This window comes from Chitinophaga pinensis (assembly GCF_007896845.1).
GTDB lineage: Bacteria > Bacteroidota > Bacteroidia > Chitinophagales > Chitinophagaceae > Chitinophaga > Chitinophaga pinensis_C.
The window spans coordinates 1-16,723 of the sequence record NZ_VOHS01000074.1 but is presented as its reverse complement, the minus strand read 5'-3'; the positions used below and the strand labels follow the sequence as shown (position 1 = coordinate 16,723).

12 protein-coding genes are annotated in these 16,723 nt (G+C 46.2%); 11 read left to right on the top strand and 1 reads right to left on the bottom strand.

Annotation, left to right across the window (positions count from 1 at the left end; all coding sequences use genetic code 11):
* From FEF09_RS28845 to FEF09_RS28800, 10 genes are all read left to right on the top strand, one after another.
* A partial coding sequence (locus FEF09_RS28845) for a phosphopantetheine-binding protein (RefSeq protein WP_222597241.1) occupies window positions 1–315 on the top strand: 315 nt, incomplete at its 5' end.
* Window positions 316–376: 61 nt separating this feature from the next.
* Window positions 377–1,084 (top strand): alpha/beta fold hydrolase, encoded by a 708-nt coding sequence (locus FEF09_RS28840; protein ID WP_146308291.1) that lies wholly within the window; start codon window positions 377–379, stop codon window positions 1,082–1,084.
* 11 nt (window positions 1,085–1,095) lie between these two features.
* A complete protein-coding gene (locus FEF09_RS28835) occupies window positions 1,096–2,760 on the top strand; it encodes a cyclic peptide export ABC transporter (protein ID WP_146308290.1) in 1,665 nt (554 codons plus the stop codon).
* A 5-nt stretch (window positions 2,761–2,765) separates the two neighbouring features.
* A complete protein-coding gene (locus tag FEF09_RS28830; RefSeq protein ID WP_146308289.1) occupies window positions 2,766–3,452 on the top strand; it encodes a thioesterase II family protein in 687 nt (228 codons plus the stop codon).
* Window positions 3,453–3,462: 10 nt separating this feature from the next.
* On the top strand, window positions 3,463–5,070 hold the full coding sequence (locus tag FEF09_RS28825; protein ID WP_146308288.1) for an MBL fold metallo-hydrolase: 1,608 nt from the start codon (window positions 3,463–3,465) through the stop codon (window positions 5,068–5,070).
* 15 nt (window positions 5,071–5,085) lie between these two features.
* Window positions 5,086–5,745 carry a 4'-phosphopantetheinyl transferase family protein gene (locus FEF09_RS28820; protein ID WP_146308287.1) on the top strand — a complete coding sequence of 220 codons (660 nt, stop codon included), beginning with the start codon at window positions 5,086–5,088 and terminating at the stop codon, window positions 5,743–5,745.
* A 107-nt stretch (window positions 5,746–5,852) separates the two neighbouring features.
* Complete coding sequence (locus FEF09_RS28815) at window positions 5,853–8,312, top strand: TonB-dependent receptor domain-containing protein (RefSeq protein ID WP_146308286.1); 2,460 nt, start codon at window positions 5,853–5,855, stop codon at window positions 8,310–8,312.
* Between the two features lie 109 nt (window positions 8,313–8,421).
* Window positions 8,422–10,926 carry a M1 family aminopeptidase gene (locus FEF09_RS28810; RefSeq protein WP_146308285.1) on the top strand — a complete coding sequence of 835 codons (2,505 nt, stop codon included), beginning with the start codon at window positions 8,422–8,424 and terminating at the stop codon, window positions 10,924–10,926.
* 31 nt (window positions 10,927–10,957) lie between these two features.
* Entirely contained in the window at window positions 10,958–12,712 is a 1,755-nt protein-coding gene (locus tag FEF09_RS28805) for a carbamoyltransferase (protein ID WP_146308284.1), read from the top strand.
* A 13-nt stretch (window positions 12,713–12,725) separates the two neighbouring features.
* Complete coding sequence (locus FEF09_RS28800) at window positions 12,726–14,909, top strand: hypothetical protein (protein ID WP_146308283.1); 2,184 nt, start codon at window positions 12,726–12,728, stop codon at window positions 14,907–14,909.
* A gap of 225 nt (window positions 14,910–15,134) precedes the next feature.
* Here the strand turns inward: FEF09_RS28800 and FEF09_RS28795 are convergent, their stop codons facing one another.
* Window positions 15,135–15,359, bottom strand: coding sequence for a helix-turn-helix domain-containing protein (locus FEF09_RS28795; protein ID WP_261387878.1), 225 nt, complete (start codon window positions 15,357–15,359; stop codon window positions 15,135–15,137).
* A 207-nt stretch (window positions 15,360–15,566) separates the two neighbouring features.
* On the opposite strand from FEF09_RS28795, the gene FEF09_RS28790 reads away from it, so the two are divergent.
* Entirely contained in the window at window positions 15,567–16,076 is a 510-nt protein-coding gene (locus tag FEF09_RS28790) for an NAD-dependent epimerase/dehydratase family protein (RefSeq protein WP_146308282.1), read from the top strand.
* Window positions 16,077–16,723: the final 647 nt, after the last annotated feature.

Below are 16,723 nucleotides of genomic sequence, written 5' to 3'. Positions count from 1 at the left end.
CTGCGCAATAAATTGCCCCGCTATATGCACCCTTCATATAACATTACAGTACAAAGCCTGCCACTCACCGCTAACGGCAAAGTAGACCGTAAAAAATTGCCTGATCCGGATATTGCTGCTACCACGGTATATGAAGCACCTCGTACAGCGACAGAAAGAGAACTGACTGTTATATGGGAGGAATTGCTGCAACGTAGCCCGATCGGTATCCATGACAATTTCTTCGCATTGGGTGGCCATTCCTTAAAAGGAATACGTCTGATGGTAAGAGTCGCAAAGGCCTTTAATCGCCGGGCAAGCATAAGAACTATATGAATATCCTGATATAGCATCATTGGCCACATTCCTCGAAAAAACCGGAAGAAACAGCTGAAACCTGCTGTTCCCGCTAAACAATTCACAGGAAACAGAAACGCCTCCGCTGATCTTCATTCCGCCTGTTATCGGTTCTGCCACTATCTATAAACAACTGGCTGAACAACTGGAAGAACAGTATGCCTGCTACGGCATGCAATACAAAGGTTTCGATGGTGGTGAATTCGCTGCTTCTGTTGAGGAAATGGCAGACACTTTCGTACAGCAACTGCTTGAAAAAGTGCCGGCGGAAGAATACATGCTGATGGGCTATTCGATGGGCGCACTAATCGCTTATGAAACAGCCCGTCAGCTGGAAACAGCAGGTAAGATCGTAACACTCCTCTTGCTGGATAAAGAAGCACCGGCACATACAACGGGAATAAAAATCCTGCCCGCAGATGATATATTGGAACAACGCTTCGTCCGCGAACTACGCAGCTGGGGGCTATCAGATGGTGAACTGCCACAGGAAGCACACCTGAAGAAAATGTACCGGTCATCCTGCAATATCATGTATGCCTATCAGCCCGCTGGTAAGATAAAAGGTGATATCGTCGCTTTTGAGGCAGACGGTCGGGATGCTCCACTGATGGAGAACTGGCAACTGTTCACAACGGGTAGCTTCGATTATCATCGCCTGCAAGGTGACCATTACAGTATAATAAAAGATACCCGCTTACCCGCATATTTATTTCAACTGGGATATTCCAGAAGTTTCATTCATTAACCGTGTTTATCATGAACCTTATTAGATTACTGAAGTACAAGTCAGGCAGCTTTTTTGTTATGATCGCCTTGCTGGGAATTGTAAATAGCCTGGTATATGGTAGTATCATGGTGTTCATCAACAATGTTATCGCCGGCGTGGGGCTGCCTTTTATAGTAGCCCCGCAAAGCTGGGTGTACGCCGGATTACTGGTAGTGTCCTTCCTGCTGAATAAAACCTTTCAGACTTATATTGCGAGATTGACAAACAGTATCGTGTTTGAGTATGAATCCGGGGTAATCGATAAGCTCAGGGTATCCACCTTTGAATCTTTTGAAAAGCTGGGCGCACAAAGAGTGTACACCGCCATACAGGATACCCGCCTGCTGGCACAGGTACCTTCCAACTTTGTCAACGCAGTCAATTCTATCGTCATTATTCTCTGCGGACTTTCCTACATGTTCTGGCTATCGTGGAAAGCTGGCGCAATGGTTCTCTTCTTTATGGGGTTGCTGCTCGCTTTTTATCTGTTGCGCAACAATTCGATAGAAAAACAACTCAATGAAGTCCGGGACCTGCAGAATGATTATCACCGCTATCTGCGCGACTTTCTGAATGGCTTCCGGGAAATAAAAATGAGTCTGAACAGAAACAACAGCATTTACGAACGGTATATCAAACGCACCCTGCTGGGTAGTAAAGAACTCAATGACCGCACCTCAGTACGTTATCTTGTAAACGAACTCACAGGCAACTATAGCTGGTATGTAGTAATTGGATTGATACTGTTTGTGATGCCCCAGGTACTGAATATACCCTCCGCACGTATTACCGCTTTTGTATTCACTATCCTGTATATCATGGGGCCTCTGGCTACTCTGATCTCGTCGGTGCCCTTCTTTACCCGCCTGAAAATAGCGGTTGAAAGAATTGACGGATTGGAAAAAGAAATAGACACCTATCCGCAGTATGATCTCGAAGAGCAACCGGTAGAATTGTCCCGCAGTTTCACTGGGCTTGAATTCAAAAACGCGGCCTACGAATACAAAGATGCCGCCGGTAACAAATTGTTTGCTGCTGGTCCTTTTAATATCTCCATCAAAAAGGGAGAAGTTATATTCATAACGGGAGGCAACGGCAGCGGTAAAAGTACCTTCATTAATCTGCTGACAGGTATCTATATGCCAACTCAAGGTTCACTGCTCTATAACGGACAAGCCCTTGTCATGAACAGCTACCCGCATTACAGCGACCGTCTGTCGGCAATATTTACCGGTGTTTACCTGTTCAATGAAAACTACGATGGTTTTGACCTGGACGAAAACAACCCCGTACTACAGAAATATCTCACGATGATGGAACTTGAAGATGTCGTACGCTTCGACCATCAGAAGAAATCGATAGACAATAAACTGTCCATGGGGCAGCGCAAACGCCTCGCCCTGATCTACGCCCTGATGGAAAAAAGGGATGTCATGGTATTGGATGAATGGGCAGCCGAACAAGACCCGCATTTCAGAGCCTACTTCTACGAACAGATCATTCCGGTATTAAAACAAATGAATAAAACAGTCATCGCCGTAACCCATGATGACAAATACTACGGACAGGCAGACCGCATCCTGCACTTCGATTTTGGTAAAGTAGCAAGAGATGTGAAACTGCAGCATGCAAAACAACCTGAACTCGTAAAATAAATCCCATGAATATTTTTTCGATTCCCTTTGCAGGAGGCAGCGTCTACTCTCTGAAACCCTTCGAAATCTATATGAATGAAGGCGTACGATGGATTCCGCTTGAGCCGCCCGGCAGGGGAAGGCGGATAAGAGAACCTCTCATAAAAGACCTGCACCAGATGGCCGCAGATATTTTTAATCAGATCCGCTCCGGCCTGAATGAGCCCTACGCTTTCTACGGTCATAGTATGGGCGCTATGCTGGCCTATCTGGTTACTCGCATGGCCTTGGACGCCGATCTGCCACCTCCGGCAAGATTGTTCCTGTCAGGTTGTGGCGCTCCCGCCAGTAAGTCTAAACTGCCGGGCAGACATAAACTACCTAAAAACGAGTTCTGGAGTGCACTGAAAGACCTTGGTGGTAGTCCGGATGAAATATTGCAGAACGAAGAACTGCAACATTATTTTGAACCCATTCTCCGCGCCGATTTCGAGGCCATTGAAAAATATAACTACGAAGAAACCACACCCTTCGACATACCTGTTACCGTAATCATCGGATATGATGAATTTGTCACCCGCGAAGAAGCAGAACAGTGGCAAATGGAAACAGTGGCGCCGATTGATGTTATATCCTATCCGGGTAACCACTTCTTCATCTTCGACCGTGCATTCGATATTGCACGTCTCATTAAACAAACGCTAAACGTCTAATAAATTAATTATGAATAACAGGCCGTTATACCTCAAGCCTAATGTAGTGTTGGAGCCACTTTATTTTCAGTGGTACGCCTGGTCGCACCTGATATCTCCGGCAACAGGCGCCATGAATATCGTAGGCAGACACCTGAAGATTATGGACTCCTACGTACAGGCGCCTGCCATCCATGCAGCAGCAGCAAAGAACCCGAAACTGTTGGGAGGCCCCTTTATGGATTATGCGACTAACCGCGTGGAAGAAATTAAACAACTACGGGAGGGTACAAAGCAGAAAGGCGCTTCGCAGCTGGAATTTACTGCAGCCATCAAAGAACTGGACGCCTTACTGAAACAATATGATAAAGGCACCTCTCTGGAACCTTTATACGAAAAAGTACCCGACATTCTCAAAGGATATGTCGAACTGGTATATGACCTGAATAATAACCCTTCTTTCCGCCTGATAGAAGCATTACTCTACAAAAGCCCTATATATGACGAAAGCCTCCAAAGTATTTCCATGTGGATCACGGAAAATGATGAAAGACCCTTTGTTCTCAGTACACCCCGATTAGAAGAACCCAACGTACTGAACCTCGGAATCCCGTTCCGTCACCCCTTTATTGATGCGGTGTCCCGCATGAAAAGAGAACCTTCTACCATGGAAGAACTGATGGAAACGGTCGATTTTGATATCAGTGATCCTGCATTGTTCGCATCTTTTTTTACCGAAGAAGCCCCGGTTCCCTACGAGCCTTATGATGGAGACAGAATCAGGATGCGTTACTTCGGTCATGCCTGTATCCTGTTAGAAACTAAAAACACTTCCATTCTGGTTGACCCTCTGGTTGCCTATTATGGATACCAGCATGAAGTAGACAGGTTTTCTGATGTGGATCTGCCCGATGAAATCGACTACGTGCTGATCACACACAACCATCAGGATCACATCCTCTTCGAAACATTATTGCCCTTAAGGCATAAGATTAAACACCTTGTGATCCCCAAAACAACTTCAGGATCACTGCAGGATCCCTGTCTCAAACTGATGTTTAAAGAAATCGGATTTAAAAACGTCATTGAGATCGGTAACCTTGACGATATCACACTGGGCGATTGTACCATCACCGGCATTCCTTTCATTGGAGAACATTGCGATCTGAACATCAACACCAAGAGCTGCTATCACGTAAAAACAGATGGTTTCTCCGTGCTTTTCTGTGCAGACTCCTGCAATGTAGAACCCCGCTTGTATCAGCACGTACAAAAAGTGATCGGAGACGTCGATGTACTCTTCCTCGGAATGGAATGCGATGGTGCCCCTCTGACCTGGTTGTATGGACCTTTGCTGACAGAAGAACTGTCGCGGGAGAAAGATTTCTCCCGACGATTGGCAGGGTCTGATTACCAACGTGGAATAGATCTGGTAAAAGCCCTCTCGCCGGCTGAAGTATATGTTTACGCAATGGGGCTGGAGCCATGGCTTGAATTTATCAGCAGTATCCGTTACGATGAGCGGGCTAACCCTATCGTAGCATCCAACAGATTGGTCGCTGAATGCCGTAAAGAAGGTATTGTAGCCGAGCGCCTGTTCGGAGAAAAAGAACTGCTCTATGAATCTGTATTGGTTTAACCTGAATCTTTTTTTATGGTGTACGTTTATTACTGTGAAAACAGCCCGCTGCCCGAAGCCATCTATAAGGCCTGGTTGCGTTTGATGCCCGGTCAGTTTGTGAACCGGTTGAGCAGGCTGGTGCACCGGCACGATGCACAGGCCAGTCTCCTCGGTCGCATGCTGCTGCTGTACGCGTTACGGCAGTTAGGGTACGGACATTTGTCGCTGAATGACATCAAGTTCTCCGCTTATCAGCGACCCTTTTTTGAAAATACAAACCTCGACTTCAATATCTCCCACTCCGGTGATTATGTGATCTGCGCCATCGCAGAACATAACAGGATCGGAATCGATATCGAAGCCGTAAAACCGGTATGTCTGGAAGACTTTGAAAGCATGTTCTCTGAAAAGGAACTGGAAGAGATCTACCGCTATCCCGGACTGGAACAGGACGCTTTCTATAACCTCTGGACACAGAAAGAAGCGCTGGTAAAAGCAGAAGGCTCAGGCCTCAACTTTCCGGTCAAAGACATTCTTGTCCAGAATGGTTGTGCCAACCTCGCCGGACATACCTGGCACCTTTATGACCTCGTTCTGATGGACGGCTATAAAGTGCATCTGGCGATGCAAGTGCCGGAAAGTGAAACAATTAGAGTCAAACCCTTATGTACGGAGGATATCATCGAATCCTGACCACCGGTTTTGGTACTTAAAAAATCCCGGTTGGTGTAACAGTTTTTAACCCATCTTTTCTGCAAATTAAGTTTGGGAAACAATCATTACCTCAAATAACAATTGTTATGCAGATTTTCTATAATGTAAAGACGCCGTACTGGTTGCTGTCATTCCTGCTACTGATCTTCTCAGGTAGCATGTATGCACAGCAACCGGCCGCCGGAAACGGGCTGAAAGGACGTTTATCCGGTACTGGTGGTACAGCATTAGAGTTTGCCACCGTCAGCCTGCTCAGGGCCTCTGATACGAGTCTGGTAAAGACAGTGGTGAGCGATGCCAGCGGCGTTTTCGACCTGGGTACTATTCCCGACGGCAGCTACGTACTGCATGTTTCCCTTGTAGGATACAAGACGATCCGGAAGCCCCTGACACTAAATGCAGCTGCCAGCCCGCCGGACCTCGGTAGCCTCTCAATGGAACAGAATGTCAGCAATATCAAAGAAGTCGTTGTTGCCGGCAAAAAACCACTGATAGAACGTAAACTGGATAAAACAGTCATGAACATTGAAAACAGCCTGCTGGCGACCGGTAGTACCGCTCTGGAACTACTGCAACTGGCGCCGGGTGTGACAATCTCCAACAATGACAAAGTCCAGCTATACGGAAAAAGTAGTCCCCTGATCATGATAGATGGTAAGCCAACTTATCTGTCTGCCGCACAGGTCAGCAACCTGCTGAAAAGCATGCCCTCCAACACAATCGCTACAATAGAGATTATCTCTCAGCCGGGCGCTAAATACGACGCCGCAGGTACTGGTGGAGTGATCAATATCAGAACAAAGCAAAACGGTAGCGCAGGCTTCAATGGTACCGTTACCGGTGGCTTCGGTTACGGCCGGAGAGAAAAATATAGAGGTGGCATTACCCTGAACTACAAAAAGAATAAAGTCAACCTCACAGGCGACTACACTTATTCCTTCAATCACTCTGTCAAATACCTCGATATTGACAGAGACGTCAGAAATGATGTCAGCAGTACCTTCTTTGGCCGCTCCGGTGAAACCCACAATGAACTGGGTACTCACAACTATAAAGCCGGTATCGTCTACAACATCAACCCCTCTCATGCTATTGGCTTGCAGGTAATGGGGTACGCCAATGATCAACGCACAAAAGTTGACAACACTACGAATATCCGCACAGAAAAACTGAAAGTGGATTCCATGATGACTGCTAACGCCCGTGAGAAATCAGGCTTTAATAACATCGGCGGTAACTTTAATTACCGCGGCAAACTGGATACACTGGGAAGAGAGTTAGGCGTAGACGTCGATTACTCGCGTTTCCGCAACAACATCAACAGAAACTTCGTCAATACCCTATACGACAGTCAGGGTGTTAATATCGGAGAACCTGATTATGTACGCAACTACTTTCCCACGATCGTAAAAGTCTTCGCCGCTAAAACCGATCTGGTATATCCACTGGCCAGACAGGCGAAGATCGAAGCTGGTCTCAAAACAAGCTTCGTATCTACAGATAATGATGCCCGCTTTGACTCTTTGCTTAGTGGTGAATGGATCATTTCCAAATCTCAGACGAACCATTTCATCTACAAGGAGAATATCAATGCAGGGTACCTGAACTTCAGTAAAAAATGGAGCAAAACAAGTCTGCAGGCAGGCTTACGTGTAGAACAAACCAATTCTGACGGTAATTCAGTGACCCTGAATACCCGTACAGAACGTTCCTACACCAATCTGTTCCCCAGCTTGTTCCTGAGCCGTAAACTGGCGAAAGATCATGAACTGATGGTCTCTTATAGTAAACGCATCGAAAGACCCAGCTATCAGGATCTGAACCCCTTCCGGTTTTATGATGACCGTTATACTTTCCGCGAAGGTAATCCTTACTTAAAACCCGCTTATACACATTCATTTGAAGCTACGTACTCATGGAGAAACGAAGTTACATTTGTCGCACGCTACGGTCTTACAAAAGACGTGATAGCAGAAGACATTCAGCAGGAAGCAGGTACCAATGCCACCAAATCTTTCCTGCGTAATCTTGAGAAATTACATACGGTGTCAGCCAGCGTTTCCTATTCAAAAGACATCACAGACTGGTGGTCAACCGACAACACAGTGACCTTCAATCGTAGCCAGTACATAGACGATAACGCCGGCAGCTATCGCAACTTTGATAACTATGACGTTAACATCAACATCTATCAATCCTTTAAACTCACCAAAAACCTGTTCCTGGATGTAGGAGGTTTCTATCTCTCCCCATGGCTGTATGGCTTCATAAAAGCAGAAGCACAGTACAAACTGGATGTAGGACTGAAACAGAATGTCCTGAACAAAAAAGGTAGTATACGTTTGAGAGTAAGCGACGTATTCAACACAAATCGTTTCAAAGGAAGAGCCGTTTACAACAACGTGGACGTAGCCATCCTCAACCGGTTTGAAACACGTGTCGCCTGGCTGACCTTTACTTACATGTTTGGTAACACAAAACTGAAAGTAGCAAAACGTGGAGATAGTACAAAAGATGAAAAAGATCGCGTAAAGAAAGAAAACTAATCACAGGTAAGTAAGCCAATAAGTTGTTACCCCGCCTTTTTCTAATAATCCCGGAAGTACCCCGACAGGCTTCCGGGATCCCCCTTTCTCTTTATTAAAACATCTTTTTATGGGTCTGTTAACTAATGTATGCCGTAGCGCAGTACTTGCTGCATGCCTACAGGTATACCGGCTGTCTGCTGTCGCATTTCCGGCAGACGCCCCTCCGGAGTATGCCCGTCTGGTGCATACACGACTGGATATATCGTTTGATTATCCGCAGCACCTCGTACATGGGAAAGCCTGGATCACTTTGCAGGCAGCCCTGCCCCGGCAGGATTCCCTGATACTGGATGCGAAAAGCATGGACGTGACAACCGTCACCCTGCAAAAAGGTAAAGCAAGTCTGCCTTTGCCGTATAAATCAACCGGCACACAATTGCTGATAAAGCTGGACAGATCATACGGTAAAGACGAACAGTACACGGTACATATCGCATACACCGCCAAACCCGATGCATTAACGGGTGGTGTAGCCGGGCCGGTACAAACCACAAAAGGGATTTACTTTATTCCCGCAGGAAACGACAAGGATGGTCCTCTGTTTCAGGTATGGACACAGGGTGAAACCTCCGGTGCTTCCTCATGGTTTCCGACGATCGACAAGCCGGATCAACGCAGTACATCCGAGATCAGTATCACTGTACCTGCAAAATATCGCTCCCTGTCAAACGGCGTCTTAAAAGACCAACAGGAACAAGCGGACGGTACCCGCACCGATATCTGGTCAATGACTTCGCCTCACGCACCTTATCTGTTTATGCTGGCTGTAGGAAAATTCGATGTTGTCCACGACAACTGGAATGGTGTCCCGGTCGATTATTACATGGAACCGGAATACAGCACCTATGCAAAACAGATCTTTGGTGCTACCCCGAAGATGCTCAGCTTCTTCTCTGAAAAACTGGGCTACAAATACCCCTGGCCGGGGTACGCACAGATCGTCGTAAAGGATTATTTCTCCGGTGGTATGGAAAATACAACCGCCACCCTTTTCGGCGATCTGCTGCGCAGAAATCCAAGAGCCCTGCTGGGAGATGAAGACGCAAAATGGATCATTCCACATGAGCTTTTTCATCAATGGTTTGGTGATCTCGTTACCTGCGAAGAATGGTCACAACTCGCCCTGAACGAATCCTTCGCCAATTTCGGAGAAGTACTCTGGGGTGAATATGCCTACGGCAAAGACGCAGCACATCACCATTCCTATGAATCCATGCTGAAGTATTTCCAGCAGCAAAAAGAAGGACACGATCATCCGTTGATATATAAAACATACAAAGATGAAACAGAGCTGTTTGACGCTGTCACCTATGAAAAAGGAGGCAACATACTTAGTATGCTACGTGACCTCGTTGGAGAAGATAAATTTTTTGCCGCCCTGCGGAGCTACCTGTCTGAAAATGCTTTCAAAGCCGTGGATGCAGAAGACCTGCGGACAGCATTCGAAAAAGCCAGCGGCAACGACCTGAAATGGTTTTGGGATCAATGGTTCTACCGTGACGGATTTCCTGTACTGGATATCTCCTACGAATACAACGATGTCGCAGGTACAGTAGCCATCAAAATCGATCAGCAACAAAAAGGCGACATCTTTACGCTCCCCCTGAAAGTGGACCTTTATACAAATGGTAAACGCACCACACAAGACATAAAAGTAAACAGCCGTTCACAGGTATTCACCCTTTCTTATCCTGATAAAAACACCAGACCCGCACTGGTAAATGTAGATGCTGGTAAACACCTGATCTGTAAGAAGACAGACAGAAAATCACTCGAAGCCTTTCTTTATCAGTATAAATATGCCGGCAATTACCTCGATAGAAGAGAAGCCCTCAAAGCCTGCGTACAAGCGCAGGATACCAGTGCACTGGCCCGCGCATTTTTGCGGACAGCCCTGCATGATGCCAATGACGGACTCCGGAAAATTGCCGTTCAGTATACGGACCTCGAAAATACAGACACCCGTAAAGCATATGCCGGTACCATAGACAGCCTCGCACGCTATGATGCAGAACCTCTGGTGAGACAGGCCGCCGTCAAAGCATTACGCAGCCTGAAAGATCCTGCTTACAAACAACTGTTCGTACAGTCACTGAAAGATTCATCCTATAACGTAGTCGCCTCCGCACTGATAGGATTGAATAAGCTGGATAAACAACTGGCCGCACAACAGCTGACGCCCTTCCTCGAAGACAACGAAATGGCCAGCACAATACTGGATATCTATCTGGGCAATGAAGACCCAAAAGATAATCAGGCATTTCTATCCATCGTATCCAGACAGCGTGACCGCCAGAAACAAGATTATCTGGTGAAATACCTGCGCTATCTGTCTACACTGAATGACGTAGAAGCAATTGACTACGGACTGAAACAATTTCAACAGATCGCCGCCTCTATTGATGATCAGCTGATGGATAAAAAAGGCATGCTCGGTAACCTCGAACTACTGGCCGGATTCAAAATGGATCTGCTGAAAAAAACAGCCAGTAAAAAAGAACGCTCCTCACTGGAAAAACAGGTAGCCAGCATACAACAAACCATTCATGACTTTTCCATAAATATGGATTGACCCTTTTAAAACTATTACAAATTCTAGTCTTATGGCATTGAATATAATCGGCATTTCAGCCCTCTATCATGATTCTGCTTGTTGCCTCGTACAGGATGGCAAGTTGAAATACGCAGCAGAAGAAGAAAGATTTTCAAGACTCAAGGCAGATGACGCAATTCCACGGATGGCGCTGAAATACTGCCTCAAAGAAGCAGGTATTGGTATCAATGATGTTGATTGTATCGCGTTTTATGAAGATCCTGCCAAGAAACTGGGCCGCCAGTTATGGAGTGGTATCTGGAATCGCTCAGATGTATTACGTAAGAAATTCCGCCCGGGTTGGGTAGAACAGGAGATCCGCGACATACTCGGTTATGAAGGACGGATCGAATTTTTTGACCATCACCTGTCACACGCCGCCAGCAGCTATCACTACTCCGGTTTTGACAATGCAGCCATCCTCACAGTAGATGGAGTAGGAGAGTGGGCCACAACAACCTATGGCACAGGTAACGGCGCAGATATTGACCTCTGGGAAGAAGTAAGCTATCCGCATTCCCTCGGTTTATTATATAGCACAATCACCAACTTCCTCGGCTTCGAAGTGAACGAAGGAGAATACAAGGTAATGGGTCTTGCCCCTTATGGCAAACCCACTTACGTGAATCAGGTCCGCCAGCTGATTAAAATACTCGATGACGGAAAATATGAACTGAATCTGGAATACTTCGACTTCCTCGAAGAAAGCCGCATGTTCACAGACCGTTTCGCCGGTTTATTCGGCAAACCTGCCCGGGTACGTGGTGTATCAGTTGATCAGGAACACATGGATATTGCCCGCAGTCTGCAGGTAGTACTCGAAGAAATACTGATCGACAAAGCAGCATATCTCTACCGCAAAACAGGTAGCGAAAACCTTTGTATGGCAGGTGGTGTTGCACTCAATTGCGTGGCAAATGGTAAAATCATAAAAAATACACCCTTTAAAAATCTATTCGTACAACCTGCCGCCAATGACGCGGGTGGTGCATTAGGTGCCGCCAGTCTGGCTTATACAAAGCTCAGCGGAGAACCTATGAAACCCGGCAAACTGGGTCATGTCTATCTCGGCCCCCGCTATGAAGCAAATCACGTCCGTAAAGTACTGGAATCTACTTCGCTTCGCTACCACAGCTTCGAAGGTGATCAGGATACACTGGTAAAAGAAACCGCAGCCCGTATCGCAGAAGGTAAAGTGATCGGCTGGTTCCATGGCAGAATGGAATTCGGTCCGCGCTCACTGGGCGCCAGGTCTATCCTCGCTGATCCAAGAGATACAGAAATGCGCGATAAGATCAATGCCATGGTGAAGAAAAGAGAAGGATTCAGACCTTTCGCTCCTGCTGCACTCGACAGCGAATACCGCAAACACTTCGATATTGATCATGAATCTCCTTTCATGTTGGAAACCTGTCAGGTGATATCTCCGCTGGAACTGCCAGCCATCACACACGTAGATGGTTCTGCAAGATTACAGACGGTCACCCGCAACAGCAATCCGCGTTTCCACAACCTGCTGGAAGCCTTCAACGAGCTGACCGGTTGTCCGATCCTCCTGAACACTTCGTTCAACGTAAAAGGTGAACCAATCGTCTGCTCACCGGAAGACGCCATCAACTGCTTCATCAGCACCAATATAGATGTACTGGTAGTAGAAGACTTTATCATTGATCGTGAAGACAATGAGCTGGGAATACTGGAATGGATTTCCGGCGTCATGACCACCAAATATGCATCACAGCGTAACACTTATACTTTCATCTAAGCAACTACAGTTTATGAGCAATACAATAGCAATCCAGCAAGAACAGGCAAACCAGCTTGCCTCTCTGTTATATAAAAATGCAGGTTCCGCGTTTTCCGGCGAAATCAATTCACTGGCAACAGCTTTAGGTGTTGAGCAATTGCCCGGTACACAGGACCTCCCTGCTGCAACAACTGTAGCTGCACAGGAAAATAACCCTATCAGCTCCTCATTACCTGAACGTGTCGGTATCTGGACCCTGGGTAAAGAAGAGGGAGAAGAGTTATATACGCGTGATGTAAACGCACGCATGGACTGGTGGTTGTGGGCAAAGAACCATCAGTTCTCTCCGCAGCCACCAGCCGGTAAGAAACGCGTGATCCTCCTCGGTGAATCTGTTGCAAGAGGATACCTGTACGATCCGTTTTATACAGTTGCACAAGAACTGGAAGCACTGCTGAATCAGGCTGCGCCCGGTACACTCGACACCGAAGTACTTGACCTCGCCAGAACAGATCTTTCGCTGCCCATATTAAGAGGTTTACTACCAGAAGCCCTCGCCCTGAAACCAGCAGCTGTAGTGATCTTTGCAGGTAATAACTGGCTGCACACAATGAAAGAAAGCGTTTCGCCTGCTGATTATCAGGAACTGTGTCGCCTGCAGAACAGCGGACTGCTGACCGACGTACGCGCATTGCTGGAAACCCGTTTCCGTGATATGATATCCGGCTTCCTGCAATATGTAAATACATTGTCAGCGCAATCCGGCATTCCGGTTACCTTCGTTATTCCGGAGTTTAACCTGGGGGACTGGAATAGTAATCCACAAGAGAAAAATGCAACCCGTCTGACCGGCTCCGGTGCTGCCAAATGGGCTGCACTGGTAGAAAACGGAGAAGAAGCATTACGGGCAAATAACTATGACCTGCTGGAAAATATCTCTTCCCGCATGACTGCCCTGGATATGACACATCCGCTGGGTTATGAGTGGAAAGCCATCTGCCGCAAAGAAGCCGGCGACTGGCAGGCCGCACGCAGCCTGATGGAAAGTGCCCGCGATACATCTATGTACGGTCGCGCAGAAAGCAAACCACGCTGCTTCCGTGTCATAAGAGAAACCATCCTGAAAGAAGCACCTTCCTTAGGCATTACCGTGGTAGATCTTCCTGCTGTGTTCAGTAAAGCGATTCCTGATTCCCTGCCGGGACGTGAATATTTCCTTGACTATTGTCACCTGACAGTACAGGGGATTAAATTGTCTATGCATCCTACTGCAGAAGCAGTAGCCGGTGTACTATTAGGTACACCTGTGAGCATCAGTGCTGACAGCGGACTGTATCCTGATGATGAAGTACGCGCAGTAGCACATGTGGCCGCAGCTGTACATAACGCACACTACGGACAGGCAGCGCCAGTCCTGCAATATCATTGTCAGGAGGCCGCTGATGCGACCGATCAGGCAAAAGAAGTGATGCGCAACTTTATCGATTTCTCTTCCCGCAGATTACAGAACACCCTCTGCAAAACGCATGAAGAAGTGGTCGAAAGCGGCATCTTTACGCAGTATGAAGGTGGTCTCGGATTTATTCATGAACGCCGTCGGAAACTGCTGGATATTGCATTGGTGGATGCTATGGCGCCATTGGCATCTACACCGGGTGAAAGTCTGGCCGATGATATTCTGGCACTGCGTATCGCAGAACACGTACCTGCTCCCGGTAAATCCATCGATCTGCTGGAAACCTGTTATTCAGCCACCAGCTACGATGTTTTCAACGTAGAATTGCCCGAACTCAACTACTATCAGGCTCGTAACCATCGCTCTGATTTCACATTCATCGCAGATGCAAGCATCGGCTTCTCCGCAAAACTGATTGCCAGAGCGCCCGGTACAAATCAGGAAATACGGGTACTGCTGAACGGTGAGCCATTATCAACATTGCAGCTGGAAGAAAAATGGACAACAGTAAATCTGGATATCCCGGATATCTCCCTGCTCAGAAAAGGAGCTAATACCCTGTCCATCCGCTGGCCTGCACCGGAATGGTATCGCAAAACAGATCCTGATACCGTGCAGACACCAAAGGAATTTTTAGACTTCATGTATCCTGTATGGGGTGAAATATATGTATTCGAACTACTCAGCAATAAAGAAAAGGGGCAATTGTCAGACCATAGCGTGCCCGGACGGGTGGAGGCGTCATTATTGTCGGTATGATGCTTTCCCTTTAAACACCCCGGCACTTTTATTTTGACCGGTTTTTGAAATGCAAAGGCTTTATGAAGAAATTCATAAAGCCTTTTTTGTTTATAGCCAGTACTGCATTTATTAATGTTGTGTAGCCGGCAGCAGTATGACTATGTTGCCGCCGTTGTGTCACTCCCTTGTACGTAGGGCGCGCTATTCCCCTTGCGGATGACAGATATCATAGGGTGACCTATGTCAATTCATATTCCTGAATTCCACAGGTGTCCGGCCAGTTTTGTTTTTAAAAAGCCGGTTAAAATAACCGGGGTACTCGAAGCCAAGCTGATAGGCAATTTCACTAATAGAAAGACCTGTCGTGAGCAAAACTTTTGCTCTGTCTATAATAAACGCATGAATATGCTGCTGTGTGCTCATGCCGGTAATATTGCGCAGTAGTTCACTCAGATAGTTGGTTGACAGGCAGCTTATGATGAGATAAAAAAGGAATCTGGTAGTGATAAAATAGACATGTTTATAGCAGACTTCCTTTCTTTGCCGAAGTGAAAGCCTTCGCAGAAAAGATCAGACAAAATATGATCATATCGATGTACTCGTAAACAATGCAGGTGCACAGTTTACAGAGAAAGAGAAATGACTGCTGAAGGCTTGGAGAAACAATGGTAAAATCTGTTTGCACCACTGTTATTAACAACCTTATTACTCAGCGTATTGAAAAAAAGCAAATCTGCACGGGTCGTAACAGTATCTTCTGCATCCCACGCAATGGAAGGTAAACCTGCTATCAATGACATTGAATTAACGCAGAATTATTCAATGTCCAAGGCTTACGCTTTTTCTAAGTTGTACGTCATCTGGATAATGCGTCGCCTCGTTACCGAAGTGCCGAAACAAGGAATCAGTAATATCACATTTAATACCGTACATCCCGGATCAACACAAACAAGTCCCGGACGTGAAGCAGTAAAATCCCTGAAATGGAAAATTATCTATTTCCTTTGGCGCCCCATGATGATATCCATTGAGAAGGCGGCCGGCAGTAGTATTTTAGCGGCTGTTTCGCCCGGACTGCAAGGCGTCACCGGAAATATTTTGGCCCTAAAGGTGAAGAAAAAGCGAACGATAAATACTATTCGCCAGCGAATGAAAAGACAGTCTGGGATTATTGTCAGCAGGTGATCAAACCATATTTGGATTAAACTGTTGTGACATAAGGATTGCAGTAAGCACCATCGCTTTTAAGCAGTTGGATTTATCCGGCTGGCTTTACTTTAATGCAGCACTGTTCAGACAAATGTCCGTCCTCCGTTTTAAACAGAGCAGGGGCAATAAAATCGCTGCTGAACCTTTTCATGTCAACTCAAATGAACGATGGTAAATAATAGAGGAATTCTGAGGGCTGGTTAACTTATACTACTGGTTCGACCTCTTTATAATTGCGTGATAGTATATTTGCTTTTTTTTGTTATTTGCATAATGACAGGTTCCGGAACCAGATATAATAGAAATAAAGCTTGTACTATTAGAGAAGGAAAAACTAATCTACGGTTAGCCTACCAATTAGAATTAGCTCAACTGCAGTGTCAATGGAGTACGAATCTGAATCAACCAACCGTTGGAACTTTATTTAAGATGGCCGAAATATGAACATTGGGGTTTGTGAACTATTGGCGACAAGATAAATGTTTACTACCTTTTATTTAAACAGTTCTTCTAGCGTAATATCATTTTGAACTAATCCAGGCTTATACATATTCTGTTTAGTCCCAAACGTAGTAATCATAACAAGAAATAAAGCCTTCTTTGTTTTAGTCTTTTCCTGAAAT

Coding starts and splice junctions, on each gene's coding strand:
- FEF09_RS28810 (WP_146308285.1), top strand. CDS start 8,422: ATGGGTCTGTTAACTAATGTATGCCGTAGCGCAGTACTTGCTGCATGC.
- FEF09_RS28815 (WP_146308286.1), top strand. CDS start 5,853: ATGCAGATTTTCTATAATGTAAAGACGCCGTACTGGTTGCTGTCATTC.
- FEF09_RS28830 (WP_146308289.1), top strand. CDS start 2,766: ATGAATATTTTTTCGATTCCCTTTGCAGGAGGCAGCGTCTACTCTCTG.
- FEF09_RS28800 (WP_146308283.1), top strand. CDS start 12,726: ATGAGCAATACAATAGCAATCCAGCAAGAACAGGCAAACCAGCTTGCC.
- FEF09_RS28825 (WP_146308288.1), top strand. CDS start 3,463: ATGAATAACAGGCCGTTATACCTCAAGCCTAATGTAGTGTTGGAGCCA.
- FEF09_RS28820 (WP_146308287.1), top strand. CDS start 5,086: ATGGTGTACGTTTATTACTGTGAAAACAGCCCGCTGCCCGAAGCCATC.
- FEF09_RS28835 (WP_146308290.1), top strand. CDS start 1,096: ATGAACCTTATTAGATTACTGAAGTACAAGTCAGGCAGCTTTTTTGTT.
- FEF09_RS28805 (WP_146308284.1), top strand. CDS start 10,958: ATGGCATTGAATATAATCGGCATTTCAGCCCTCTATCATGATTCTGCT.